The organism is Deltaproteobacteria bacterium (assembly GCA_020848905.1).
Taxonomy (GTDB): domain Bacteria; phylum Myxococcota_A; class Polyangia.
Genome location: JADLHG010000058.1, coordinates 1 through 24,873 on the forward strand (window position 1 = coordinate 1; position 24,873 = coordinate 24,873).

General features: G+C 70.1%; 22 protein-coding genes. 8 read left to right on the forward strand and 14 right to left on the reverse strand.

Translation table 11 applies throughout. The annotated features are described in order from the left end of the window. From IT371_25455 to tolQ, 4 genes are all read right to left on the reverse strand, one after another. The coding region (locus IT371_25455; GenBank protein ID MCC6751025.1) for a PD40 domain-containing protein at window positions 1-931 on the reverse strand (931 nt) is incomplete at its 3' end. Next, window positions 928-1,707: a TonB C-terminal domain-containing protein gene (locus tag IT371_25460; GenBank protein MCC6751026.1), complete on the reverse strand. Its 780-nt coding sequence runs from the start codon at window positions 1,705-1,707 to the stop codon at window positions 928-930. The genes IT371_25455 and IT371_25460, both read right to left, overlap by 4 nt. Beyond that, window positions 1,704-2,222 (reverse strand): ExbD/TolR family protein, encoded by a 519-nt coding sequence (locus tag IT371_25465; GenBank protein ID MCC6751027.1) that lies wholly within the window; start codon window positions 2,220-2,222, stop codon window positions 1,704-1,706. Before IT371_25465 ends, IT371_25460 begins: the two co-directional genes overlap by 4 nt. 17 nt (window positions 2,223-2,239) lie before the next feature. Next, entirely contained in the window at window positions 2,240-2,959 is a 720-nt protein-coding gene (gene tolQ, locus IT371_25470) for a protein TolQ (protein MCC6751028.1), read from the reverse strand. A gap of 138 nt (window positions 2,960-3,097) precedes the next feature. Between tolQ and IT371_25475 the strand changes: the two genes are divergently transcribed. The 4 genes from IT371_25475 to IT371_25490 all read left to right on the forward strand — a co-directional run bounded on the left by IT371_25475 (window position 3,098) and on the right by IT371_25490 (window position 6,912). Next, entirely contained in the window at window positions 3,098-3,520 is a 423-nt protein-coding gene (locus IT371_25475; protein ID MCC6751029.1) for a hypothetical protein, read from the forward strand. 23 nt (window positions 3,521-3,543) lie between these two features. Next, a complete protein-coding gene (locus IT371_25480; protein ID MCC6751030.1) occupies window positions 3,544-4,317 on the forward strand; it encodes a hypothetical protein in 774 nt (257 codons plus the stop codon). Between the two features lie 36 nt (window positions 4,318-4,353). After that, window positions 4,354-5,640, forward strand: coding sequence for a hypothetical protein (locus tag IT371_25485; protein MCC6751031.1), 1,287 nt, complete (start codon window positions 4,354-4,356; stop codon window positions 5,638-5,640). Between the two features lie 357 nt (window positions 5,641-5,997). After that, window positions 5,998-6,912 (forward strand): sigma-70 family RNA polymerase sigma factor, encoded by a 915-nt coding sequence (locus IT371_25490; protein MCC6751032.1) that lies wholly within the window; start codon window positions 5,998-6,000, stop codon window positions 6,910-6,912. Between the two features lie 43 nt (window positions 6,913-6,955). Here the strand turns inward: IT371_25490 and IT371_25495 are convergent, their stop codons facing one another. Genes IT371_25495 through IT371_25505 form a run of 3 tightly spaced genes read right to left on the reverse strand, consistent with a single transcriptional unit; the run spans window position 6,956 to window position 9,417 of the window. Continuing rightward, window positions 6,956-8,167 carry a glycosyltransferase family 4 protein gene (locus tag IT371_25495; protein ID MCC6751033.1) on the reverse strand — a complete coding sequence of 404 codons (1,212 nt, stop codon included), beginning with the start codon at window positions 8,165-8,167 and terminating at the stop codon, window positions 6,956-6,958. After that, entirely contained in the window at window positions 8,121-8,942 is an 822-nt protein-coding gene (locus IT371_25500; protein MCC6751034.1) for a glycosyltransferase family 2 protein, read from the reverse strand. Before IT371_25500 ends, IT371_25495 begins: the two co-directional genes overlap by 47 nt. A 46-nt stretch (window positions 8,943-8,988) precedes the next feature. After that, the gene (locus IT371_25505) at window positions 8,989-9,417 is read right to left on the reverse strand and encodes a single-stranded DNA-binding protein (protein ID MCC6751035.1); all 429 of its coding nucleotides are present in this window, start codon (window positions 9,415-9,417) and stop codon (window positions 8,989-8,991) included. 132 nt (window positions 9,418-9,549) lie between these two features. Between IT371_25505 and IT371_25510 the strand changes: the two genes are divergently transcribed. Then, window positions 9,550-10,236 carry a hypothetical protein gene (locus tag IT371_25510; GenBank protein MCC6751036.1) on the forward strand — a complete coding sequence of 229 codons (687 nt, stop codon included), beginning with the start codon at window positions 9,550-9,552 and terminating at the stop codon, window positions 10,234-10,236. A 49-nt stretch (window positions 10,237-10,285) separates the two neighbouring features. Then, window positions 10,286-11,662, forward strand: a complete 1,377-nt coding sequence (locus tag IT371_25515) for a sigma-54-dependent Fis family transcriptional regulator (protein ID MCC6751037.1) — start codon at window positions 10,286-10,288, stop codon at window positions 11,660-11,662. 28 nt (window positions 11,663-11,690) lie between these two features. Here the strand turns inward: IT371_25515 and IT371_25520 are convergent, their stop codons facing one another. Further along, on the reverse strand, window positions 11,691-12,389 hold the full coding sequence (locus tag IT371_25520; GenBank protein ID MCC6751038.1) for a sigma-70 family RNA polymerase sigma factor: 699 nt from the start codon (window positions 12,387-12,389) through the stop codon (window positions 11,691-11,693). A 551-nt stretch (window positions 12,390-12,940) separates the two neighbouring features. Continuing rightward, window positions 12,941-13,933, reverse strand: coding sequence for a hypothetical protein (locus IT371_25525; protein MCC6751039.1), 993 nt, complete (start codon window positions 13,931-13,933; stop codon window positions 12,941-12,943). 135 nt (window positions 13,934-14,068) lie between these two features. Between IT371_25525 and IT371_25530 the strand changes: the two genes are divergently transcribed. Both IT371_25530 and IT371_25535 read left to right on the forward strand, forming a co-directional pair. Continuing rightward, window positions 14,069-14,551 (forward strand): metallophosphoesterase, encoded by a 483-nt coding sequence (locus IT371_25530; protein ID MCC6751040.1) that lies wholly within the window; start codon window positions 14,069-14,071, stop codon window positions 14,549-14,551. A gap of 46 nt (window positions 14,552-14,597) precedes the next feature. Continuing rightward, on the forward strand, window positions 14,598-16,379 hold the full coding sequence (locus IT371_25535; GenBank protein MCC6751041.1) for a serine/threonine protein kinase: 1,782 nt from the start codon (window positions 14,598-14,600) through the stop codon (window positions 16,377-16,379). Window positions 16,380-16,408: 29 nt separating this feature from the next. Here IT371_25535 and IT371_25540 read toward each other — a convergent pair whose 3' ends face one another. The 5 genes from IT371_25540 to IT371_25560 all read right to left on the reverse strand — a co-directional run bounded on the left by IT371_25540 (window position 16,409) and on the right by IT371_25560 (window position 24,858). Next, window positions 16,409-18,073 carry a GHKL domain-containing protein gene (locus tag IT371_25540; GenBank protein MCC6751042.1) on the reverse strand — a complete coding sequence of 555 codons (1,665 nt, stop codon included), beginning with the start codon at window positions 18,071-18,073 and terminating at the stop codon, window positions 16,409-16,411. A 27-nt stretch (window positions 18,074-18,100) separates the two neighbouring features. Then, window positions 18,101-18,520, reverse strand: coding sequence for a hypothetical protein (locus tag IT371_25545; GenBank protein ID MCC6751043.1), 420 nt, complete (start codon window positions 18,518-18,520; stop codon window positions 18,101-18,103). Next, window positions 18,517-19,011 (reverse strand): hypothetical protein, encoded by a 495-nt coding sequence (locus tag IT371_25550; GenBank protein MCC6751044.1) that lies wholly within the window; start codon window positions 19,009-19,011, stop codon window positions 18,517-18,519. Before IT371_25550 ends, IT371_25545 begins: the two co-directional genes overlap by 4 nt. Further along, entirely contained in the window at window positions 19,011-20,549 is a 1,539-nt protein-coding gene (locus tag IT371_25555; GenBank protein MCC6751045.1) for a hypothetical protein, read from the reverse strand. The genes IT371_25550 and IT371_25555 overlap by 1 nt, the downstream gene beginning before the upstream one ends. 121 nt (window positions 20,550-20,670) lie before the next feature. After that, window positions 20,671-24,858: a hypothetical protein gene (locus IT371_25560; GenBank protein ID MCC6751046.1), complete on the reverse strand. Its 4,188-nt coding sequence runs from the start codon at window positions 24,856-24,858 to the stop codon at window positions 20,671-20,673. Window positions 24,859-24,873: the final 15 nt, after the last annotated feature.

Sequence of the window (24,873 nt, forward strand, 5' to 3'; positions counted from 1 at the left end):
AGCCGCCGCGGTTCGAGACGAACGCGAGCTGCGAGCCGTCGGGGGACCAGGTCGGCGAGGTGTCGATGGCCGCGTTGTGCGTGAGTCGCTTCAGCACCTGCCCCGTCGCGCTGATGACGTAGATCTCCGAGTTGCCGTCCTTGCTCAGCGTCACGGCGAGGCGCCCGCCCCCGGGGGCCCAGGCCGCCGCCGTGTTGAGGCCCGGCTGCCGCGAGATGCGGTTCGCCCGGCCCCCGAGCGGCATGACGAAGAGGTCGGGGTTCTTCCAGAGGAACGACGTGTACGCGAGCAGCCCGCCCGGTCCGAGCGACGGGCTCACGTTCTGCTGCCCGGTGCGCGAGACGCGCGTCACCCCGTAACCGTCGTAGTCCATCACGTAGATGTGGGAGACGCCGGCCCGGCGGTTCCCCGCGGCGAAGGCCAGCTTCGTGGTGAAGATGCCGCGCTCGCCCGTCAGGTGCCGCACCACCTCGTCCCCGAACTGGTGCGCCATGCGCCGGGCCTGCTTGCCGTCGCCGAGGTAGTGCCGCTGGAGCACCGGCCGCGCCCCCTTGCCCACCTCATAGAGGAAGAACTCGATCCCGCGCGCGCTCGCCCGCGCCTTGATCACCGCCTGCGCCCCGGCGTTGGCCCAGGCCGACGCGTCGATTCCCGTCCCCTCCTTGGCCAGGTCGGCGAGGAAGCCCTTCGGGTCGAGCACCTTGAAGAGCCCGTAGAGCTTCAGGTCGCGCGTCATGACCTGCGTCGCCACCTGCGCCTGCGGCGCGGCGCCGCCATCGTCGAGCACGGGGGGGACGGCGATGCGGTAGAGCGACTGTCCCGTTCCCTGGATCTCCGTGTACGAGCCGCCGCCCTGCCCCTGCGCGCGGCCCGAGGCGAGGAGCGCGAGGAGGACGGCCGCGTAACGAACGGCCTGCTGTCTCGTGATCACTGAAGTCCCTTCCAGGTGAGCTTGAGCTTGAGCCCGTGCGCGACGATCGACGCGGCGCGCTCGGCGGGGGGCGCGGGCACCTTCTTGATCTGCTCCCAAGCCGCCTTGATCGAGTTGTCGAAGTGCTCGTTCCCCGACGGGCGGTCGAGCGCCACCGGGAGCTCGAGCTTGCCCTGCCGGTCCATCTTGAGCGTGACGAGCACGAAGAGCTTCTTGGCCTCGTCGGCCGCGATGATCGACGGCAAGGTCCAGGTGCGATTCCAGAGGTCGGCGATGCGCGTGATGTAGACGTCTCCCTCGCTCGCCGTCTTGGCCGTGCCGCTCGGCGAGCCGCTCGGGTCCCCCTCCACGTCCGACTCGCGCTGCGCCTTGTCCATGAGCGCGGCCTTGTTCAGCGCGCTGCGCAGCTTGTCCGCCAGCTTGTCCTCGGTCTTGGGCTTCTTCGGCGTGGGCTTCACGTCGGCGTCTTGCGACAGATCGACCCCGTCGTCCTTGCGGGTGGCCTCCTGCGGGACCTCCCGGTCGGGGAGGCGCTTCGGGTCGAGGGGCTTGCCGAGCCGCACGAGCTTGGCCACCACGAAGCTCGTCGGCGGCGGCGGCGTCACGGCAGCCTGCAGCCTCTGCCGGTAGAGCATGATCCCCACGAACGCGCCGCCGTGGAGCAGCACCGTGACGAGGAGCCCCCAGACGGCAATCGGCTCGAAGCGCCGCACCCGCCCGGGGCGCGGCCCGGGGTCGAGAGTGGCACCGGGCGCCTGCCGTCCGGTGGCGCTCACCTCGCCCTCCCCTCCTCGTCGTCGGCCCCCTTGGAGTCTTTGCCAGACTTACCCGTTTTGACACCTTTGCCGAATCCGGCCTCGCTCTCGGCCCCCCGCTCCTCTCCCTCGGCCGCGTCGGTGATCATCCCCACCTTGTCGATCCCCGCGAGCTTGGCCATGGCCATGATCTTCACCACCAGCCCGTAGGGCAGGTTCCGGTCCGCGCGCAGGTAGAGCTCCTTGTCGGCCTGGAGCTTCTCGTTGTGCTTGAGCTTCTCGCCGAGCTGCGAGAACGGGACGAAGGTCTTGCCCAGATAGACGCGCTGCTGCCGGTCCACGCTCAGGACCAGCTTCTTCTCCTCGGCCTGGAGGTTCTGCGCCTGGGCCTTCGGCAGGTCCACGTCCACCCCCTGCTGGATGAGCGGCGCGGTCACCATGAAGATGATGAGCAAAACCAACATCACGTCCACCAGCGGCGTGACGTTGATCTCCGCCAGCATCGTGCCGCCGCCGCCGCTGCCTCCCATGGCCATGGTCGGTCTGCCCTCTCCTACTTGAAGAAGTGGCGTTTGATGATGTTCAGGAAGTCGTTGCCGAAGGCGTCCATCTCGGCGGAGAGCACCTTCACCCGCCGGGTGAAATAGTTATACGCCATGACCGCCGGAATCGCCGCCATCAGACCGATGGCCGTGGCCACGAGCGCCTCCGCGATGCCGGGGGCCACGGTGGCCAGATTCGCCGCGCCCTTGGCCCCGATGCTGCGAAAGGAGTTCATGATCCCCCACACCGTGCCGAAGAGCCCGACGAAGGGCGCCGCCGAGCCGGTGGTGGCCAGAAACGGGATCATGCTCTCGAGGTGCGTCATCTCGCTCGTCTGCGCGCGGGCCAGCGCGCGCTCGATGCTCTGCAGGTCCCCGAGCCAGTCCCCCTTCTCGTCCCGCTCGGTGGTGGCCCCGCTCTTCAGCCGTCCCAGCTCGACGTACCCCGCGCGAAAGAGGGCCGAGAGCGGGCTGCGCTTGAGCTCCTGCGCGTGCTGGTAGATGGCGTCGAGGCGCTTCGAGGTCCAGAACTGGTCGAGAAAGCGCAGGCTGTCGCGGTGCGCCCGCCGCAGGTAGAAGTACTTGTAGCCGATGATGTACCAGCTCACGAGGCTGAAGAAGGCCAGAAGCCCGAGAACGCCCAGCACGACTCCCGACGCGTTGACGATCAGCGAGAGGATGTCGAGCTCTTGGGACGCCGCTTCGGGTGCGAGCAAGACCGCCCAGTGCATGCGTACCGGCCTCCCTGCCGCCTCGAGGTGAGCGCCTTCGGCAAGTACCACGGCCGCCCGGGGCAAGTCAATTTGGCCCGCGGTGCCACACACGGCGAACACTTTGACATCCCACAGCTCCTTCTCTAGCCTGGCCCCATGCACGCGCGGCTCGGTCGGCTCGTCCAGGGAGTGCTGCTCTGCGTGGGGCTGGCGGGCTGCGTCTCGGTGGCCGGCGGCGCGCTCGAAGCCGGCTGGGAGCTCCGCGGCTTCGACGGACGGCGCATCGGCTGCACCGAGGGGGGCGTCGGCGCGGTGCGCTTCACGCTCCAACCGATGGCGGGGGGCGGCGACCCGTGCGCGACCGAGGCCTCGTGCCGCTTCGACTGCGACCGGGGGGTCGGCACCTCGGGGTTCGTGATCCCCGAGGGACGCTACGCGGTGGCCATCTTGCCGCTCGACCTCGAGGGGAAGCCGCTCACGGTCCAGCACGGGGTGCGCGTGCCGCTCCCCGTGGTGCGGGACCTGCGCGAAGGCGAGCTCACGAACCTGAATGTGAACCTGATCATCGTCGAGCGATGACGCGCCTGCTACGAATGGGAGCCATGGGCTGTCTCATCGTCGGCACGACGGGGGCCGCGGCGTGCGACGCGGACTTCGGGGCGCTCGAGCTGCGCTGGACCCTCTCGGGCAGCGCCAGCGCGGACAGGCCTGACCGGTCGCTCGACGCGTGCGAGGAGCTCGGTGCGGTCACCGCCCGCGTGCGAACGCTGAGCGGGCCGGTGCGCCCCGCCGACGAGCTCGCCCCCTGTCGCGGCCACGAGCCGAAGCACACGCTGATCGACCTGCCGAGCGGCGACTACCGCGTCCGGGTCGAGCTCCTCGACGGGACGGGGCGGGCGCTCACGCGCGGTAAGGAGGTCGTCGCCAGCGTGACGCCCCTCACGGGACTCGGCCGCGTGGACTTCGCGCCGGAAGATTTCGTGGACCCGCGGACCCAGCAGCCCCTGCGCTTGCCCGGGACCTACCGCTTCGCCGTGAGCTACGCCGGGCAAAGCTGCCCCGTGGCGGGCCAGGCGACTCCGGCGCGCCAGCGCGTGCGCGTGACCCACCGCGACGGACGCCTCGCCGGCGCCCTCCTCTGCACCACCGAGCGGTGCGTACCCGCCGACGGCGCGACGCCGCTGCCCTGCCAGGGGACCTCCGCGTCGCAGACGATTGCCAATCTTCCCTGGGGGCAGTACAGAATAGAGCTCTTTGGCCAGACGGTCGCTGGGGAGAACTGCTGGGAGCGCACCACGGCGGTGACCGTCGGAGTGGGCGACAACCCGGTAGTGCAGCATGACTTGGCCCGGCTCTCGCGGCCGGCCTGTGAATAGGGTACGAAACCAGCCGTAGAGGCTTGGGAGGATCCCATGAAACGTAGACTAACCTCGCTACTCGCCGTGCTCGGCCTCGGGGCCTGCCTGCTCGTCTTCGAGGGAGACCTCGAGGTGAGCTGGTCCGTGGACGGCGTCCGCAACAGCTCCGCGATCTGCGCCACCTACGGCATCGCCATGTGGCACATCGACCTCGTCGGTCCGGAGATGACGAACGCCGACGTGCCGTGCGACCAGCCCTGGAACACGGGCCCGGCGTTCCGCGGCGCGTACGCCATCGCCGAAGGGAACTACCAGGTCACGGTCACCGCACGGAGCGCCGGAGGCGGGACCCTCGCCAGCCGCTCCAAGACGATCTCCGTGATCTCCGACGTGCAGACGATCTGGACCGCGGACATCCAGTTCACCTCCTCGGACTTCCGCGGGGGCCAGGCGGTCTGCGGGAACAACATCTGCGAGAGCGGCGAGACGACCGCCACCTGTCCGCAGGACTGCAAGATCACGACCTGCGGCAACGGCATCTGCGAAACGGGCGAGACCCAGGCTACCTGCCCGGCAGACTGCACGACGGGCAACGCCTGGCTGCACGTCTCGTGGAAGATCAACGGCACCACCGACGGCACGGCCGGCGGCCCGAGCTGGGACACCTGCGACGAGGTGGGCGCCGCCAACGTGATGATCACGATCGACGGCACGCCGCGCACGGTCCCCTGTAACGGCGTCGGCAACAGCGTGGCCATGTCCACCGCGATCAGCGGGCTCAGCCCCGGCGCGCATCAGGTGAAGGTCAAGCTCCTCGACGCGGCGAACAACGCGCTCACGACCGAGGCCTCGGACACGCTCACGGCCACGGTGGGCTCGAGCAGCCAGGAGGCCTTCGAGTTCCTCTTCAACTCCTTCTTCGAGCCGAAGAAGTCGAGCACCATGGGCGACTACTTCTTCAAGACGACCTACGAGGGCGGCAAGTCCTGCGGCGGCCCGAACCCGAAGGTGGCGAGCCAGTACGTGCTGCTCAAGCTGGACGGCACTCCGATCACGAAACCGGTGTGCGGCCCGGGCCAGTCGGGTTGCCCGATGACGAACGGCGCCGACAAGGGCTCCTGCTGGGACCCCAACATGAATCAGACCATCTCCGGGCTGAAGTGGGGCGCCTACAAGCTGAAGATCACCGCGTCGCCGTCCACGGCGATGGACCTCTGCTGGTCCACACGGGACCCGAAGACGATGGCCGACACCATCGACATCATGGTGGGAGCCGGCTCGCTGAACCCGGTCGTGACCCACGACCTGGCCCGCATCAGCAACTCCGGGGCGTGCCTGTAGCGTCCATCGCCGCTTCGGGTCCGCCGCACCTTGATCCCGCCTTCGACCTGGCCGTCAATACCCAGCGTTAGTTCTCGGCGGGGCTCGAGTACTACCGGGGCCGAAGACTTGATCGTCACAAACGTGCGCTCATCAATTCAAGGCTGCGGCCGCTCCTCGTCGCTCTAGGGCTCCCGAGCCCCGTTTGGGCCGCTACCGGGACAGTGAGTCCCGCGTTACCCGGCCTCCCTTGCGGGCGTATAGGAGACAAAATCGATCCTATTTGGACCTAGGACGCTGGACGAGCAGGTGTTCCACCAACCACGGGCGAGCTGTCGCGCGAGACGCGCCGAGGCGACGGGCCGCCAGGAGGGTGCAATGAGCGCAGCAAATCAACCCCCGCGACTGACCGGAACCGGTCGCCGTAGACGTGCGACCGACCGGGCCGACGCGGCAAACATCCCGCGTGCGGACCGCATGTACGCCAAGGACCTCTCGCGGCTCAATCTGCTGAGCGTGGAGGAGGAGCAGACCCTGGCCCGCAAGATCGCCTCGGCCGAGGCGCGCGGACGAAAACGGGAAGCGGCGAGGCTCCGTCAGCGGCTCGTGGCGGCCAACCTCCGCCTGGTCGTGGCGATCGCCCGCCGCTATCGAGGCGGGCCGCTCCCGCTGGCGGACCTGATCCAGGAAGGCAACCTCGGCCTGATGCGCGCGGCGGAAGGATTCGACCACCAGCGCGGCTTTCGCTTCAGCACCTACGCGGCGTGGTGGATCCGGCACGGCATCAATCGCGCGCTGGCCGAGCACGGACGCACGGTGCGGGTCCCCGTACACCGCATCGAGGCGCTGCAGAAGATGACGCGCAACCAGCAGCAGCTCACCTCCACGCTCGGGCGGGTGCCCAACCGCGAGGAGGTGGCGAAGGAAGTGGGCCTGAGCGTGAAGCAGGTCGAGCTCCTCGAGGGGATCTCGACCTGGACCACCTCGCTCGAGTCCACGCCGCAGAACGGGGGCCGCCGCCTGATCGACCGACTCGGAGATCCGAACGTCGCGTCGGCGGCGAGCCAGCTCGAGTTCGCCCAGCTGCAAGCCGCCGTGAAGGAGCTCTTCGGCCAGCTCAGCAGCCTCGAGGCGGACATCCTGCGCCGCCGCTTCGGCCTCGACGACAAGCCCGAGCAGACGCTGCGCGAGATCGGCAAGGTTCACCGGCTGTCGCGGGAGCGCGTGCGCCAGATCGAGCACCGCGCGGTGGCGCGCATCCGCGAGCGGCTGCAGGAGCGGGCCGCGATCTAATCTAGCTCGCCGTCGCGTCGGAACCGGGCTCCGCTCGGAGCTCTTATCCTCCTGCCACCAGTCGGTTCAACCGCTCGCGCAGAGTAGCACCCACACGCTCCCACGAGTGCTCCTGGGCCGTTGCGAGGCCCGCGGCAGCCAGCCGGCGCCGCAGCGCCTGGTCGGTGAGGAGCAGGCGCAGCGCCTCGGCCAGGGCGCGCGGCTCCCCGGGGCGCACGAGCCAGCCGTTCTCGCCGTGACGTACGAGCTCGGCCGCCCCGCCCACGCGGGTCGCGAGGACCGGCAGCCCCGCCGCCATCCCCTCGAGCAGGACGACGGGGGCCGCGTCGGTGCGCCCGTCGGGCAAGATCAGCGAGGGCACGACCAGGAGGTCGGCCGCCCGCACGTAGAGCTCCTTCTCCGGGCCCACCTTCTCGCCCACGAGGCGCACGCGCCCCCCGAGCGCCTCGGCCTGACGTCCGAGAGCGAGCCGCTCGGGCCCTTCGCCCACCACGAGCAACGTGAGCTCGGGCAGCTCCGCGCAGGCCTCGAGCAGGACGCGCGCCCCCTTGACGGGCACCAGCCGACCCACGAAGAGCGCCACCGGGCCGGGGTCGAGCCCGAGCCGCGCGCGCGCTTCCCGTCGCTCTGCCCCGGTGACGCCACGCGGGCGAAGGGTCACGCCCATGCGGACCACGGTGGCCTCCGCGACGAGCCGACGGGCGCGCGGCGTGCGCGTCCGGGCCGCCAGGAGCGCGCGCTGCGCCTCGTGCGTCAGCACCAGCGCGGTGCGGGGCCGCGCGAGGGCGTGCAGCGCGGACCACGCCCCAGGGAGGCGCGCGAGGAGCTCCACGTCCGTGCCGTGCCCGATCGCGAGGTGCGGCAGCCCGCGGGCGGCGAGCGCTCCGACGAGGCCAGGCGGCACGAGCCAGTGCGAGAGGAGCGCGTCCCACCGCGCGCTCCGTCGGTGCGTCTCGGCGGCGAGCGCGGCCACGAAGCCCGGGACCTGGGCGAATCGACGCAGGCGATCGAGCGAGGTCAGCCCGCCCGCGAGGAGATTGTCGGGCGCCCCCGCCCCATAGAAGAGAAGCGGCCGTCGCGCGTAGTGGAGCGCATGGACCTGCACGCGCGGGTGATCGCTCCGCGCGGGCTCGGGGGCCAGGACCTCCAGCGCATCGCCGCGCTCCGCGAACCAGCCGGCCAGCTCGGCGACGAACCGGCCGGCCAGGTCATGGGGGTGGCGCGGGTAGGAGGTGGTCAGCAGTCCGATCCGCATCCGGCACGAGCGGTGGCGCGGCGCGCAGGCGGACCCGCGGCATCCCGAAGAGCGGCCGGAGCCGCTGACGCCAGAGGCGTCGCAGCATCGAGCCGAGGAGCACGAACAAGATCGGATAGAGCACGGTCCAAAGGCGAATCCCCGAGGGCTGCCCCTCGTAGACCGGCCGCACCGGCACGTCCACCACGCGCGCGTCGACGGCCCGCAAGCGCGCGAGCAGGTCGTTCGGGTAGCCGTAGCGCGAGAAGAGACGCCCCTCGATGGCGAGGAGCGCCGCCCGCGAGATGGCCGTGTAGCCGCACTGCGAGTCGAAGAGACGGTGGTAGCCCGAGGTCACCTTGGTGAGGAGGCTGAGCGCCACGTTGCCGACGAGGCGCGCCCGCGGCATGGCCCGGCGCACGGCGGGGTGGCGAAAGCGGTTCCCCTTGGCGTAGTCAGCCTCGCCCGAGACGACGGGGTCGAGCAGCGTTGGGAGATCGGCGGGATCCATCTGGCCGTCGCCGGCCATCACCGCCACCACGCGCGCCCCGAGCTCGAGCGCGCGGCGGTACCCGGTGGCGATCGCCGCGCCCACCCCGCGGTTCGTCTCGTGCCGCACTCCCACGAGCCCCGGCCGCTCGCTCCGCGCGAGCAGCCCGGGCGTCTCGTCGACGCTGCCGTCGTCCACGACCACCAGATGGTCCACGTAGTCGGGCACGGCGGCGATCGCCGCCGGCAGAAACGGAGCCGCGTTGTAGGCGGGCATCACGACAGCAATCGGGCAACCGCGATACACGGAGATCCTTCGTCGTCGGCCGCGTCGGCCCGAGGGGGGTTTCCGGCTAGAACGGAATGTCGTCGTTGCCGAAGTCCGACGCTGGCGCGTCGATGTCGTCGGGGGCCGGCGGCTCACCGCCCATGCCGCCACCGCCTCCGCCGCCGCGCCCTCCGAGGAACTGCACCTGCTGCGCCACCACCTCGGTCGTGTAGCGCTTGTTGCCGGTCTTGTCCTCCCACTGCCGCGTCTGAAGTCGCCCCTCCACGAAGACCTGCCGTCCCTTGTCGAGGTACTGCTCGCACTGCTCCGCTTGCTTGCCCCACACCACGACCCGATGCCACTCGGTCTCTTCCTTCGTGGCGCCGTCTTTTCCCGTGTAGCGGCGAGAGGTGGCCACGCGCAGCTCGGCCACCGCCTGTCCACCGCTCGTGCGTCGCAACTCGGGCTTCGCCCCGAGGTTGCCCACCAGGATGACCTTGTTCACACCGGCCATTCATTCCTCCTGAAAACGGTGGGAACCATTGCCCAACCCCCCGGTGACTGTCAAGGTGCGCCGGAGCCTCGGGGTGGCGGATCTCTCCTCGCGGCGCCATGCTTGCCTGTTCACCTAATGAGGAGACTTACCATGCATCCGACACATTCGACCGAGCCGCCGCGCACGGCCAGCGCAGCGACCCGTAGCTGGGGCGCCTGGCCCCTGATCGTGGTCTGCGCCGTTGCGCTCTGCGGCTGCAGCAGCTCGTCCACGACCGCAGACGGCGCCACGGCCAGCGCCGAGGGCGGCCCGGGGGGCGACGCGCAACCCGCCCGCGACGGCAGCGGTGGGGGCGACGGTGCGAGCCGGGCCGACGGCGCGAGCCGGGCCGACGGCGCGAGCAGAGCAGACGCGGCGCGGAGCGACGGCGGAGGAGGACCGACGAGCGATAGCGGAGGGGGACCGAGCGCGCGTATCGACTTCGTGGTCAGCGGCGGAGGCGCCAGCATCGCCATCAAGGCGCACAACTGCAGCGGGCTCTACGGCACCTGGAATGGAACGATGGTGGTCTCGGGCGGCGGCAGCGGTCAGGGGACCTTCACCCTGCCCATCGACCAGAACGGCAAGGGGAGCTTCAGCTGGTCTTTTCCCGTCACGACCAGCGGCGGAACCGTGACCTACACGGGGACCGGGCAGGCCGCCCTTCAGGCCGGCGGAACGGCCATGAAGGCGGACGTGACCGTGACGGTCGTCACCTCGGTCGGAAGCTCCTCGGGGAACTTCAGCGACACGCCGCCGATCCTTCGCGGCGGCTTCGCGCCCTGCGGCGGCAACTAGCAGCCTCGTCGCGTTTACAGCCCCGGGTGCTTGCACTATGCTGCCGCGCATGTCGGGCAGCGGCCACGCCACTCTCCTGGTCATCGACGACGAGAAGAACATCCGACGCACCTTGCGGATGGTCCTCGAGTCCGAGGGCTACGAGGTGCACGACGCCGAGAGCGCCGAGGAGGGGCTCGCCCTCCTCGAGGTGCGGCGAGTGGACGCCATGCTGCTCGACCTCAAGCTGCCGGGCATCTCGGGGATGGAGGCCCTCGAGCGCCTGCAGGCCGAGCACCCCGGCGAGACCAACGTCCCGGTGATCGTGATCTCCGGGCACGGCACCGTGAGCGACGCGGTCCAGGCCACGCGCCTCGGCGCCTTCGACTTCCTCGAAAAGCCCCTCGACCGCGAGCGCGTCGTCATCACCGTGCGCAACGCCCTGCGCCAGCGACAGCTCGCGCAGGAGGCGGGGGCGCTGCGGCGGCAGGTCAAGGGCCAGTACGAGATGATCGGCCGGAGCGCGGTGATGCAGAAGCTCTTCGCCGAGCTGGCCAAGGTGGCGCCGTCGAAGGGGCGCGTGCTGATCACCGGAGAGAGCGGCACCGGCAAGGAGCTCATCGCCCGGGCGGTCCACGACAACAGCCTGGTGGCGAGCGGCCCCTTCGTGAAGGTCAACTGCGCGGCGATCCCCCCCGAGCTCTTCGAGAGCGAGCTCTTCGGCCACGAGAAGGGCGCCTTCACCGGCGCGGTGAGCCGCAAGCGCGGGCTCTTCGAGGTCGCCGACGGAGGAACCATCTTCCTCGACGAGATCGGAGACATGGCGCTGACGGCGCAGGCCAAGGTCCTGCGGGTGCTGCAGACGGGCGAGCTCACGCGCGTGGGCGGCGAGCGCACGGTCAAGGTGGACGTGCGCGTCATCGCCGCCACGAACAAGGACCTCCTGAAGGAGGTCGAGGCGGGGCGCTTTCGCGAGGACCTGTTCTTCCGGCTCAACGTCGTCCCCCTGCGGTCGCCCCCGCTGAGAGAGCGGGCCGAGGACATCCCCGACATGGTGCAGCACTTCGTCGAGGAGCTCTGCCGCGAGAACGGCTTCCGGACGAAGACCGTCGAGCCGGAGGTGCTGGAGCGGCTGATGGCCTTCAACTGGCCGGGGAACGTGCGCGAGCTGAAGAACGTGATCGAGCGCGTCGTGATCATGAGCGATGACGCGATCCAGCTGCAGGACCTGCCCCCCTACCTGCATCAGGCCGGGCGCAAGCTCGTCGAGCTCGACGGCTACAAGAACCGGAGCCTCCGCGACTTCAAGGAAGAGGTGGAACGGGAGTTCATCCTCATGCGGCTCGAGGAGAACGACTGGAACATCTCGCGCACGGCGTCGATCCTGGGGATCGAGCGCACGAACCTGCACAAGAAGATCAAGGCCTACAACCTGCAGCGGAGCTGACGCCTCGTGGGTCGCACGGGGCCCTCGCTCAGGCGGCGAGCGGAGCCCCGCAGGCCGGCACGTCGCCGGAGCGGCCGTCGAGCTCGTTCACGATGCGCACCAGCTTCTGTCGCAGCTTGAACTTGCGGCTGTAGACGGTGTTGAGCGTGATGCCGAGCTCGGCCGCGAGCTCGGTCGGCGCCCGCTCGTCGTGAAAGCAGGAGACGACGAACGCGCGCTCCTCCGGAGTGAGCCGCTCCAGCGCCCGACGGGCCAGGTCCGCCGACTGCTGGACCTCCAGTGCGTCGTCGGGGCGCCGCCAGTCCACGAGCCAGCGTTCGACCCCCACGAGGTCCTCCAGGTAGCGGTGCTCGGCTCCGCGCTGCCGGAGCTGATCGATGGTCGTGTTCGTGGCGATGAGGCCCAGCCAGCTGCTCAGACGGTAACCCCGCCCGGGCTCGTAGAGGCGCAGACGACGCCGGTCGTCCCGCAACAGGGACAGCCACACCTCGGAGACAAGATCGCCGAGGTCGGCGTTCGTGAAGCTCGCGGTGTAGCGGCGCAGGACGCGCAGCACGCACCCCGCGATGAGACTGTCGAATCTTCGACAGAAGGCATTCCAGGCCTGCTGATTCCCGGCGAGGGCGCGGGCTAGCAGCGCCTCGTCCTCCGCGGCGGCGCGCTCGCGTGCCGAGCTCGGACGTTCGCTGGCGGATCCCGTGACCTCACCCCGTTCCATGGACTGCATGACGACTCCTCTTCTCTCGCTGCTCGGGCTGTCGTGGGCCCATACGCAGCGAGGCGCTCCGATTGTTAGAGAATCGTCACGGGGAGCCACTTGCCATGTAACGCGCTATTATTTAATGCTTTTGTGCGAACATCCGCCGAACCGAGTCTCTCCGGTGGGGCCTGGGCCGGGAACACCGAGATCTCGGGCGTCGCTTTGGACTCCGAAGTATCGCTTCCGCAGAGATATGTCGGACTCCAAAATAACTTCCGGGGGCTTTTTTGCGCTCTTCAGGAGGGGACATAACAAATATATTCCAGTGGTTTACGTGGGGCGATGCGCAAAGTTCGCTCAGTTGAAAAAAAGGACTTCCCTTCGCTACCCGAGTATGGCACTTTGCTTTTGGACCGTGAGGTTCCGGGGCCCGTGACGTCGTCTCCCCCCAAGGCAGTCACGGGCCTCGTCATTTTCAGATCCCGGCGAGAGCCGATTCGACAGCAGCGGTAAAAGACAGTGGCGGTAAAAGACAGTGATAGAAGACGCCACCAGCGCTCCTGGTGGCGTTTTCGTTTCTAGAACGTCACGCCTCCGCCGAGCAGCAGATCGTAGCGCACGTCCGCGCCGTTCGCGTTGACCCCGAGATCGATCCCCACGAGCTGGAGGTGGAGGATCGCGCGGTCCACGAGCAGGAGCTGGACGGCCAGGCCGAAGGCGACGTTGAAGGCATGGGCCGTCGGCTCCACCGGCGCGGCGATGTCGTAGGGGTAGCCGGTGAAGTGCGCCAGGATGTAGCCCGGCTGCACGAAGGGCGTGAGGTGCACCGCGTAGCGTCCGCCGAGCTGGATGTCCCAGAAGAAGCGCACTCCCGCCTCGAGGAGCAGCCAGTCCCCGCCGAGACCCTGGCCGAGACCGAGCGCCAGCCCAGGCCCCGACGAGCGGCGGAAGAAATGGAAGCCGAGCACCTCGGAGAGCTTGAGGTTGCTGGGCACGTTCGTGGTGAGACCGATCCCCGGCCCGGCGGCGAGGAGAAAGAAGCCTCGGCGCGTGCCGGGGCGCAGCACGACCTGCGCGCGGCTCGGTCCCGAGGGAGAAGGGGGGGCGACCGGGGCGGCACGCGGCGGGGCGGCCGCAGCCGGGGAGGCGACCGCCGCGGGGGACGCGCCTCCCGCGCGAGGCGGCGGAGAGACGGGGGCCGAGCTCGGTCCGCCAAGGACGCGCTGCTTCACGGCCAGGAAGAGCCGGACGAGAGCGGGCTTGAACCGCTCGGGGTCGAGCGTCACCTGCGGGTCGTAGCGCAAGGCGGCGGCGAAGGCCTCGCGCGCCTCGGCGGGACGGTCCGTGACCGCGTAGCTGACGCCCAGGAAGAGCTGCACCTGTCCGAGGGTCTTCGGTGCGGTGGTGGCGGTCAGCGCGTGGTGCAGCACCCGGATGGCCGCTTCGAAGCGCCCCTGCGCGTAATGCCGCAGAGCCTGGCGCAGCAGCGCCTCGCCGCGATCGGCGTGCGCCGCCGTCGCGACGACGAGCGCCGCCCCCACCACGCTGCCAACGAGCCATCGCGCGCGCATCGTGTCCTCGCGCGCGCAAGGGTAGAGCACTTCCCCGGCGAGATCCACCGTCGGCCCGGAGGCCGTGGCCCGCGCGCCTTGACGGCCGCCCGGCGCCACCCCCAAGGTGAAGGGCCAGCACCGGAGGAGGAGCCCATGCGGATCGGAGTGCTCGCCGACACCCACGACCGGCTGCCGCTCATCGACCGCGCCCTCGCCCTCTTTCGCGAGCGCGGGGTGGAGGTCGTGATCCACGCCGGAGACCTCGTCGCGCCCTTCGCGGCGAAACGGCTCGCGGCCTGGACGGGCCCGCTGCACGTGGTCTACGGCAACAACGACGGCGAGCGCAAAGGCCTGAAGGAGGTGCTGCCGCAGATCCAGACCGGCCCGCTCTTCGTGGAGCTCGGCGGCCGGCGCATCCTCGTGCATCACTTCCTCGATTGGTGCAAGCCGGCCGATCTGGCCCGGGCCGACGTCGTCATCAGCGGACACACGCACGCGGTGGCCGTGGAGGAGCGCGAGGGGCGGTTGCTCCTCAACCCGGGGGAGTGCTGCGCCTGGCTCACGGGGCGGGCCACCGTGGCCCTGCTCGAGCCAGAACGACTCTCCGTCGAAATCGTGGAGCTCCATCGAGACTGACAGCCACCGACGGCTTCCCGGCGCGGGAAACTGGTAGAATGGGGCCGTGCAAGGCTGCGAGCACTGCGGAGAGCATCACGACGCGCACCACCGCTTCTGTCCGGCGACGGGGCGAATGATCGCGGCGCGCGTCTTTCCGTCGGGCACGCTCCTCGAAGGGAAGTACCGCATCAGTCGCCTCGTCGGAAACGGCGCCATGGGGGCGGTCTTCGAAGCCACCCACACCATGCTCAACAAGCGGGTGGCCGTAAAGGTCATCCACCCGGCTCTCTCTAACGACAAGCAGATGTCGAGCCGCCTGGTGCGCGAGGCGCGGGCGGCCAGCGCCACCGGGCATCGCAACGTCGCCTCCGTGACCGACATGGGCTGGACCGAGGAGGGGTCGCTCTTTCTGGTCATGGAGTACCTGGACGGGCGCCCCTTGAGCGATCTCGTGGAGCAGGAGTCGCCCCTCGCGCCGATTCGCGCGTCCACGCTCGTCTGCCAGACCCTGAGCGGGCTCGAGGCGGTCCACAAGAAGGGGATCGTCCACCGCGACCTGAAGCCGGCGAACCTGATGGTCGTGCTCGACGAAGAGGGCGACGAGTACGTGAAGATCCTCGACTTCGGCATCTCCAAGGTGCAGGGCGAGGAGGGGGCGGCGGGGCTGACCACGCCGGGCCTCGTGGTGGGGACGCCGCAGTACATGGCCCCCGAACAGGCCACGGGCGTGGCCCAGGTCGACCACCGCGCGGACATCTACGCTATGGGAGCGATCCTCTACACGCTGCTCACGGGGCAGCCGCCCCATCGCGGTAGCTCCCTCCCCGAACTCGTGGCCCGGGTGCTGGCGGGGAAGGTGCAGCCTCCGTCGAGCCTGCGCCCGGATCTTTCCCCGGCGCTCGACGCGGTGGTGCTGTGCGCGCTGGCCACCGACCCCGCCGACCGCTTCGCCGACGCGCGTACCTTCCGCAAGGCGCTCGAGCCGTTCGCCCGAGCGGCGGGGCTGGTCCCCGTCCCCTCGGCGCCTCAGATCGTGGCGGCGCCAGCGCCGGTCGCGGCGCCCGGGGAGCTGGACGAGCTCTCGCTGGTCGCTCTCGACGAGGTGCAGGGCGCCCCGGGGCCGCAGAACCTGCCCCTCTCGCTGCTCGGAGCGGCACGCGTTGCGGAGACCGCGGCCCCCGCCCCTGCGCCCGCCAAGGGGGCTGGAGCGGGGCCCTCCAAGGGGGCCGGCGCCGCGCCCTCCAAGGGGGCCGGAGCGGCTGCCGGCGGCGGTCTCTCGGCCGTGCCGAGCGCCGAGGACCGCCTGTTCATGCCCGACGCGGTCGAGGAAGAGCCGCTCGAGCTCGTGCTGGACGACCGCGCCGCGCGCGCCTCGACCTCGAGGGTCGGCCCGTTGCCGAAGGCTCCACCGTCAACCGCGGCCAGCGCGCCGGCCACGACCGAGAAGCACTCGGCCGTGGGCGTGGGGACGACCATGTACGGCAGCGCCGCGCAGCGCGACAACACCCGTGCGCTGGTGCGAGCCCTCGTGGCCCTCGGAGCCGTCGCCGTCGCCGGCTTCGGCGTCTGGCTCGGCTGGGACAAGCTCTTCGGCGCCAGCGAGCCCGAACGCAAGAACACCACCCCGGACGTGGCGCTGCTGCTCATCGAGACGGAGCCCAAGCGGGCCGAGATCTACGTGGACGGCGTGTATCAGGTCACGCAGCCGATCCGTCTGCCCCGCTCCACGCAGGAGTTCAGCGTGGAGGTGCGCGCGAAGGGCTATCGCAGCGAGTCCCTCTCGGTGCGACCGGATCGGGACAAGTCGATCCAGGTGAAGCTGAAGCGGCGGACCCGGAATCCGTAGCCCCTTAGCTCCCGCGGCAGGCCAGGTTCTCAGGCCTTGATCGCCGGGTGCCGGTCGCTCGTCGTCCCGTGCTCGGAGATCCGCTCCATGGGCAGCGAGAGGGTGAAGGTGGCCCCCTTGCCCAGCCCATCGCTGTGCACGGTGAGACTCCCGCCCATCTCCTGCGCCGCGAGCGCGCTCGAATGCAGGCCGAAGCCGTGGCCGTCCTTCTTGGTCGTGAAGCCGTGGCTGAAGATGCGGGTCAGGTTCTCCGGGGCGATTCCGGTCCCCGTGTCGGCCACCGCCACGTGCACCCGTTCGTCGCCGTTCGCGTGCACGCGGATGGTGAGGGAGCGCCTCCCGGGCGGAACGTGCAGGAGCGCGTGCTTCGCGTTCGACAGGAGGTTGAGGAGGATCTGCAGCGTCTTGTGGCGATCGATGGAGAGGAGCGGCAGGTCCTCGAGGTCCCGCACGAGGTCCACGTCGTGCCGCGACAGGGACCCCTCGTGGAGCTTCAGCGCATCCTCGACCAGCCCCTGCAGCGAGAGCACCTCCTTGACCCCCCCGGCGCGGGCGTGCGCCTGCTGCATGCTCACGATGGTCTTGATGTGGTCCACGTGCTTGGTGAGCGAGGCCATCTCCGTGCGGTTGTCCGCCACCTCGGACGCCAGGTGCTCGGAGAGCAGCCCGAGGAACTCGGGGAGCTTCCGTCCCCGCGGGTCGGTGGCGAGGAACTCGGAGACCTTGTCCCCTTGCTCTTGCAGGAGCTCGACGGCCTTCTTGAGCCCCGAGATCTTCGACCGATTCAGCCGGTCCGCGACCAGCGAGGCCGACACGTTGACGCTGTTCAGCACGTTGCCGACGTTGTGCAAAAGCCCCGTCGCGATCTCGGCCATGCCGGCCTGGCGGGAGATATCCACCAGCTTGCGCTGAGCCTCCTTGAGCTTCTCCAGGTTCGTGGCCAGAGCCTGGTTCGCCGCCGAGAGCTCGGCGGTGCGTTCCCTCACGCGCACCTCGAGACTGGCCGCGAGCTCGACCTTCTCCTCGGAGAGCTTGACCGCGTCCGAGGTGGTCTGCTCGAGCTGCACGAAGGCCTCCCGGTTCAGCCGCACGAGCGGCCCGATGTAGAAGGCGATGAAGCCGAGGCCCACGAGCAGGGCCGCGATCGAGCCGACCCCGGCGATCAGGATCATGCGCCGCGCGAGCTGCTCGCCGGCCTTGAGCGAGCGGGTGGCGGTGATGACGGCCACTCGCCCCACGGCGCTCCCCTCGATCACGGCCGGAGCCCAGGCGCTGAGGTACGCATCGGTCTTCCGCAGCGCGCCCGGACGCCCGTGAAAGAAGACCGCGGTGGTCTCCGGGAGCTGGCCCGCCACCACGAGAGGCGTGCCTCTCTCGTCCGTCACGACCACGGCCAGCGTGTCCGCGTCCTTGAGCATGTCCTGGATGAGGGGGCGAATGGCCGAGGCGTCGTGCGCGGCGATCCCGAGCTCCGCCGAGGCGGCGATCTCCTTCGCGCCGTGGACCGTCTTCCAGACCAGATCGTCCCGCAGCGAGGGAAGCATCTGATCGAAGACCTGGCGCACGACCACGTACCCGAGGCCGAAGATGCCGAGAAGCAGGCCGGCGATGAGCGAGACGAGCAGCACCTTGAGCCGGCGCTCGGAGAGCACGCTCCCGCGGAGACTTTGCAGCGTCGGGGTGGGGCCGGTCATCGGCAAGGTCGCTCCCTGCTCGTCATGCTAGAACTTTACGCAGATCCAGGGGAGCCCGGCCTGCAGAGCCGACAGGTCGAAGCAGGTCCAGTCCTTGGGGCAGAGGCTCTTGTCCTTGTCGCAGCCGGTCTGGGTGCAGAAGCCCTTCGCCTCGCCGGGCTTGATGGCGCAGAAGTCGAGAGGCTTGCCGCACTCCTCGGGCTTGGCGCAGGCCGCGCCGAAGACGCCCTTCGCCGCCGCGTCGCCCGCGCCGTCGCCTCGCGCGCCCCCGTCCCGCCGCGCGTCGGGCTTCCCCGCGTCGGGAGGGACGATGCGGCAGACGGAGTTCTCGAGCACCTGACCCGGGTCGCACGGCGCGCCCGGGCACCCGGCGAACCACGCGAGGCACGCCAGAAGCGCGAGGCCACGCAGCCCACGACGCGCCTCAGCGCAGAATGCACGGCTCATGGGGCGACCACCTTTCCGCGGCGAATACGCGCCACGAGCTTCGTCCCCGGGGGAGCGGCGGCGGCCGCCACGTAGCCCACGCTCCCGGCCAGGCGCGCGATGAGCCGGGGCAGAAGCGCCGCGCTCGGGACCTGGCGCGGAGGCCGTCCCATGCCTCGGATGCGCTGGTCGATCCAGTAGCGCGCCACGGCGTCGGGGTCGAGGCGCAGCACGACGCGGTCGAAGAGCACACGCACGCCGTCCCCGGCCGGGTAGTTGAAGGCCACGATCGCGCCGCCGTCGGGCCAGCGTCGGCGGCTGCCGCTGAAGATGGACTCCAGATCGGCGGCCGAGAGGGACGCGACCCGCACCGCCGGATGCACGATCACGAGTAGCTCGGACGGGGGCCCCGCGGGCGCACCCGCCTTGGACTCCGACAGCGAGGAGCCCGGCGCGGCACCGAGGCTGAGGAGCGCCGCCGCCAGAGCGACGTATGCGACCCGCGCGCGCATCAGAAGGCCAGCACCAGGCGCGTGAAGATGTAGTGCGCGTTCGGACCCGTGGGTCGCGCGACCCCCGGATCGTAGCCCGGAAAGTCGAAGAACCAGCCGTGCGCGTACTGCAGCTTGAGCTGCACGTGCGGGTTGAAGTGGATGTTGAGCCCCGGCGAGATGGCCACCGCCGCCTCGCTGATGGGCGTCGGATTGCGGTAGAGCTCGAAGTAGAGGTAGGGCTCGAGTCCCCACCACGGCAGGCGGTAGGCCACGAGGGCGTAGGTGTTCCACTCCACGCGGCTCGGCTGAAAGGTGCCCACGCCGAAGACCGCGGGCTCGTGCTTGCCCTGGTCGAAGCGGACCGTCCGCACCACGCCCTCCGCGCGAATGCGGAGCGCACCGGCGTCCACGGCCAGGTCGGCGCCCGCCACGTGCTCCTGGAACGCCACCACCTCCGTGCGGTCCACCTTGTACGGCGTCAGGCTGGTCAAGGCGCGGGTCTCGTCGCTGTAGCGTCCCCAGTAGTAGGACACGCCGAACTTGAGCCGCGCCGGTCGACTGGTCTCGAGGAAGAGCCGTCCGCCGAGCGCCTTGTCGTCGGTGAAATCGAGCCGCGCCGGGGTACGACCGTTCGAGACGTAGGCGTGGTAGCCGAGTCGCCAGTGCCCGAGATGAAAGGTGCCGAGGGCCTCGACCCCGAGCTGGCGCGTGGGGAGCATCTCGGAGTTGATGAACTCGGGGAGCTTGAGCGAGATCAGCGTCGGCGTGCCGTGGTCCACGTTCCAGATGCCGTAGGGGGTGAAGAAGTAGCCCGTACGGAGGATCAGCCAGTCGCGCGCGGTGTATTCGATATAGGCCCGCTCGAGCACGAAGGCGCTCCAGGTGATGCGTCCCCAGCCCCCGCTCGCCGAGTTCACGTCGGCGATGGAGGTGCTCGTGCGGGTGTACTTGCCACCGAAGGGGTCACCGATCCGCAGCTCCGCGCCGTGCGGGTAATTCGTGAGCCGAACCTCGAGCAGGGCGCGCCAGGAGTCGAAGGGCTGCACGTCGACGTAGAGATTGATGTTGCCGAGCACGAAGGTGGTGCCCTGCGTGGGAACGCTGGCCTGGATGACGTTGCCGCTCGGCAGAAACCACCTCTGCAGCCCCATGTCCATGAAGCCGTAGAAGCGAAAGATGGACTCCTTGGCGGAGTCCTCGCCGCCCTCGGCCTGCGCCTCGAGCTTGGCCTCCTGGAGCTGGAGCTGCTCCTTCTGCTCGGAGAGCCGCGCCGCCTGGGCCTTGAGCAGGGCCTCTTGCGTCTTGAGCCGCGCCTCCTGGGCGTCGAGCCGCGCCTTGAACTGGCGCAAGAGCACCTCGACGGTGGACCCGGAGGGCTGGCTGGCCGGAGGGGGGGGATCGCCCTTTGGGGAAGGCTCCTGCGCCCACGCCCCGCGCGCGCTCCCGAGGAGGGTCCCGAGCAGCGCGAGGGCCCCGACGCATGCCGCGCTGCGAGACCACCCCCATCCCCGCTTCCGCCCGCTCCTCACGCCGAACTCCTCCCGTCCATCGCGCATACGTTGCTCGATCTCCTTCATCGGCACCGCGGGACAGACCTTGAGCCCCGGACAGCGACGCGGAGCGGGACGGCGACCGCCACTGCGGCAGCTCGCCCTGGACGGCGCGCCCGCGGGGACCTCAGTGCGAGAAGAAGCGTAACTGATCCAGGGCCTGCTGAAGCATCGGCGCCGTGAGGCGGCCTTGCTTGGCCAGGCGCACGAGCTCGGTCGCATCGGCGCGGTAGCGGCCGAGCCCCCGACGGTGGTCGTGGGCGGGGGCTTCAGGACCGGAGGTGGGTGAGGGTGGGTGCTCGTGCGCGGCCTGGCCGGGCCCGTGGGTGTGCCCATCGGCGGCGTGGCGGCTGCTCGCCTGCACGCCCCCCGGCACCGCCGCGCGATCGCGCTCGGTGGCCCAGCTCGGCAGCGACTGGGGCGGCGAGAAGCCGTCACCCCCGACGTCGACCCAGATCGGATTCGTGAGCGCGTAGGGCCGCACGATGGTGATGGACGGCGAGAGCGGCGTGCGCAGCGAGCGCAACGGCGGCAGAAGCGGCGTGAGGCGCTGGATCAGCTCGTAGACCCCGAGCCGCGCCACCGGCGACGAGGAGTAGACCGGCGACATGGGTTTACCGTCGAGGCCCTGCGCGACGACCGCGTACCAGGTGTCCCGTTGCGGGGTGTGCAAGAGGGTGCCATCGAAGTTCACCACGCTGTCGTTCGGCACGCGGATGCAGTCGGTGGCGCCGGGGGGACAGTTCGTGCGTCCGGTGATCTCCTTGATCAGCTCGCCGTTGGCGTAGATCTCGATGCGGTCCACGTCGAACCAGCGCGGGGATTGTACGCGCACCTTGAGCTGCACGGTCTCGCCCTTCTTGACCTTCACCGTCGAGCCCAGCGCCTGCCCGTTCACCGAGAACTCGACGAAGGGGCCGTAGGTCGAGAGCGCCTGCATCTGCTTCACCTGGTCGGCCACCTCCTCGGGCGTGATCTGCGACGGCAGCTCACCGCTCGCCCGCACGTAGGTCCGCGGCAAGCCCGCCTCGCCGCTGTAGGTCCCGTGGCTGTCGGAGTTGCCAAGCGCGGGTCGCCGGATGCCGCGGTTCAGCATTACGAACCAGTCGTCCACCGTCCCGCGCAGCGTGGGGCAGGGCTCCTCGTCGCTCGCGGCCGCGGCGGGGGCCTCGGCCACGCACCGACCGCTCTTCGGCTCGCAGACAGGGCGAAGGGCGTCCCCCGCGCTCTTGCAGTCCGCATCCCCCGTACAGGCGAGCTCGCAGCGCTTGCCGAGGCCGCCGGTCGGGTCGGGGAGACAGCGCTCCTTCACCTTCCCCTCGGCCCAGGTGACGGTGCACTGCTCGTCCCCGGCGCAGCTCGTGGTCACGCGTTGACAGACCTTGCGCGCGGGCTCGGCGACGTTCTTCGGCTGACAGGCCTCGCGACCGGCCTGCACCAGCTTGGCATCGCAGCCCCCATTGTCGGCGCAACCCGGCGTGCAGGCCCCCGTGCGTTCGTCGCAGAGCGTCGTTCCACCGCAGTCGGCGTCGGCCGTGCAGCGGCACTGGAAGTCCTTGCCCGCGCCGGAGAGCGCCAGCTTCTGCTCGCTCGGCGTGCGCCGCATGAACTCGCGCTGCGCGTCGCTGGAGAGCCGGATCCACCGTCGGAGCCGCTCCTCGGCCGAGAGCTTGCCGTCGCCGAGCAGCGTGGCCAGGTCGTTGTTGTAGGTGCGGATCTCCTTCCAGGTGGGCCGGCGAATAAGGTCCAGGTTCTTGCCGTTGAAGAGCTCGACCGCGTCGAAGTTGCCCGAGAAGTTCGCCGGCATGAGCACGCGGTTGAAGAAGGCCGTTACGCTGAGCGGCGGCAGCTCGAGCGTCCACGGGTCGATGCCGTAGAAGCTGAAGTGATCGTAGTAGTGCGCCACGAAGACCACCGTGCGGTCGGGCCCGAGGCTCCCCCGCTCGCGCAGGTTCTTGAAGATCTCGACCGGCGGCATGTTCACCCAGTCGGGGTCCCCGCCGGGGAAGGGCTTGCGCCAGTGGAAGCCCCCCTTCAGCTCGGCGGTCTCGTCGAAGCGCAAGGGGAAGCCGATGAAGTGGCCGTAGTCGAGGGGCGAGATCTCGACGCCCACCTGGCTGCGCACCCACGGCGCCAGGTTGAGGCGGCGGATCGTCGGGGCGTAGTCGGTGAGCTGGTCGTGATCGGTGGCCGTGATCAGCTCGACCCCCTCGGTGGCGTAAGAGATCACGCGCGCCTCGTGGGTCAGGCCCGAGTCCACGCTGTTCGGGCCGTGTACGTGGAAATCGGCGCCGATCCAGCCTCGCGTGTCCACGACGCGCGGCAGCGTCGCCGTCACGCGCGAGACGAGGCCGGGGGTGATCGTCACGTACTGCTTGTGGAGCTCGTACTCGACGCCGCGGGAGATCACCGCCTGATAGACGCCGGGCGGGAGCTCGAGCTGGCCCTGGCCGCTCCCCGCCTGCTCGACGCGCACGGTGCCGTCGGCGTAGCGCCGTCCGCCCAGCTCGAGGGGCAGCTTCCCGACGCTCGGACAGCGGCAGGTGCGGGCGGCCGCGTCCCAGCGCTGATCGGGCCGGCAATCCCCCGGGCCCTGGTAGCCGGCGGAGGGACGGCAAAGCCCCGTCTCGCCGTCGCAGACCGGCGTCGGACCACCGCAGTCCTCGTTGCGCGCGCACTCCACGAAGCACTGCCCGAGCGTAATCTTCGAGGGCAAAAGGCGTCCCGACGCCTCGCGCACCGCGTACTGCAGGGTGCCGCTCTCGCCGGCCACCACGAGGGCCTTCACGCTCTGCCCCACGCCCATGGTCAGCGGCACGAGGGACGAGATAGCGCGGCCCTCTTCGGCGGCCACGAGCACGTAGCGCCCGGCGGGGAGCCGGCCCTCGAAGCTGCCGTCCTTGACGGAGTCGAGCCCGCTGTCGGTGAGAAAGTGCGAGATGGCCCCCACGTGGCCCGCCGGATTGAGCGCAGTGCGCGACTCGTCGCGGTGCGCCGCCGCGAGCTCCACGTAGCCCTTCCGCGCGATCGCCGCGTCGTCGAGCCCCGCCCAGGACTTCGGCAGGCCGTAGGCCACGACGTCGAGGCCCGAGACCGGCTTGCGCGTGCGGTAGTCCACCACGTGGCCGCGCAGCTCGCCGGTCGGGATCTTGCGCAGGCGGTAGTACCCCTCGAGCGCGGAGGCGCCGCTGCCGTCGCCTACGCCGACGTAGCGGGTGAAGCGCAGCTCGTTGCCCTTGAAGCACTCCTTGTTCGAGCGCGGGCAGGCGAAGCGGTTCGTGATCGCCGCGGTGAAGGCCTCCGAGAAGACCGGGATGGAGACGGTGCCGTCCGCGAAGTAGGCGTACGAGACGCCCGGGCCGATGGCCGTCACGTAGTCGAGGGAGAGCGGGTTCGAGAAGACGTCGCCCCCCGCGTCGAAGAGGCTGCGGATGTAGGTCTCGTGGTCGAAACCGCTGCCGGGGATGAAGACGTGCACTTTCCCCGAGAAGAGCATGAAGTCCCCGCCGAGCAGGCCGGCCAGCTTCTGCGCGGGACTGCGACACCGCTTCATCTCGGTCTTGAGCGAGCCGAACTCGAGCACCTTGAGCAGGTCGTCGCAGTGCGGGCTCGCCGAGGGGCACGGAGCACGAGCGCAATCGACGCCGGTGTTCTCGCCCAGCATGATGTCCAGGATGCTCGCCGGCGCGTTCAGCGCGGCCATCTTGAGCTCGGCTCCCTTGCCGTAGAAGCGAGCGGTGGTGGTGATGCGCACGAAGGTCTCGCCCGGGCACAGGTCGTAGTCGTTCACGATCTCGAGCTCGTCGGCGGGGTAGTTCTTCAGGATCGCCAGATCGAGGAGGCCGAGCACACCCATGATGTTCTCGCCCTTGCCGGTGCCGCTGACGCGCACGCAGCCCGCGAGCGCGCGCCCGTCGGGGTCCCTCGGACAGGGCGAGGCTCCCACCGCGTCGCACGCGCCGTGCTGCATGGAGCCGCTGCCGCTCACCTTCAGGTTCACCATCGGCCCGAGCTCGTAGAAGGCATCCGAGCCCTTCCCCACGCCGTAGCGGTCCGCGGGGCGCTGGATGTCGAGGTCGACCAGGCTTCCGTTGGAGATGGGGAAGGTGCTGCGCTGGTTGTGGCGCCCGTGCACCACGGCCCGCAGGCGGTCGTTCTCGAGGAGAAAGTCGCCGACGCGCGCCTGGGCCGCCGGCCCACCGATGACCTGGGCCATGTCGTCGATCACGACCACCCGGGCGAACTGCTGCTCGTCCCGACAGGTCGGGAGCACCGGCACGCTCGCGAGGAGCGCGAAGAGAGTCCACCGACGCATGTTGTTCCTCTCGCC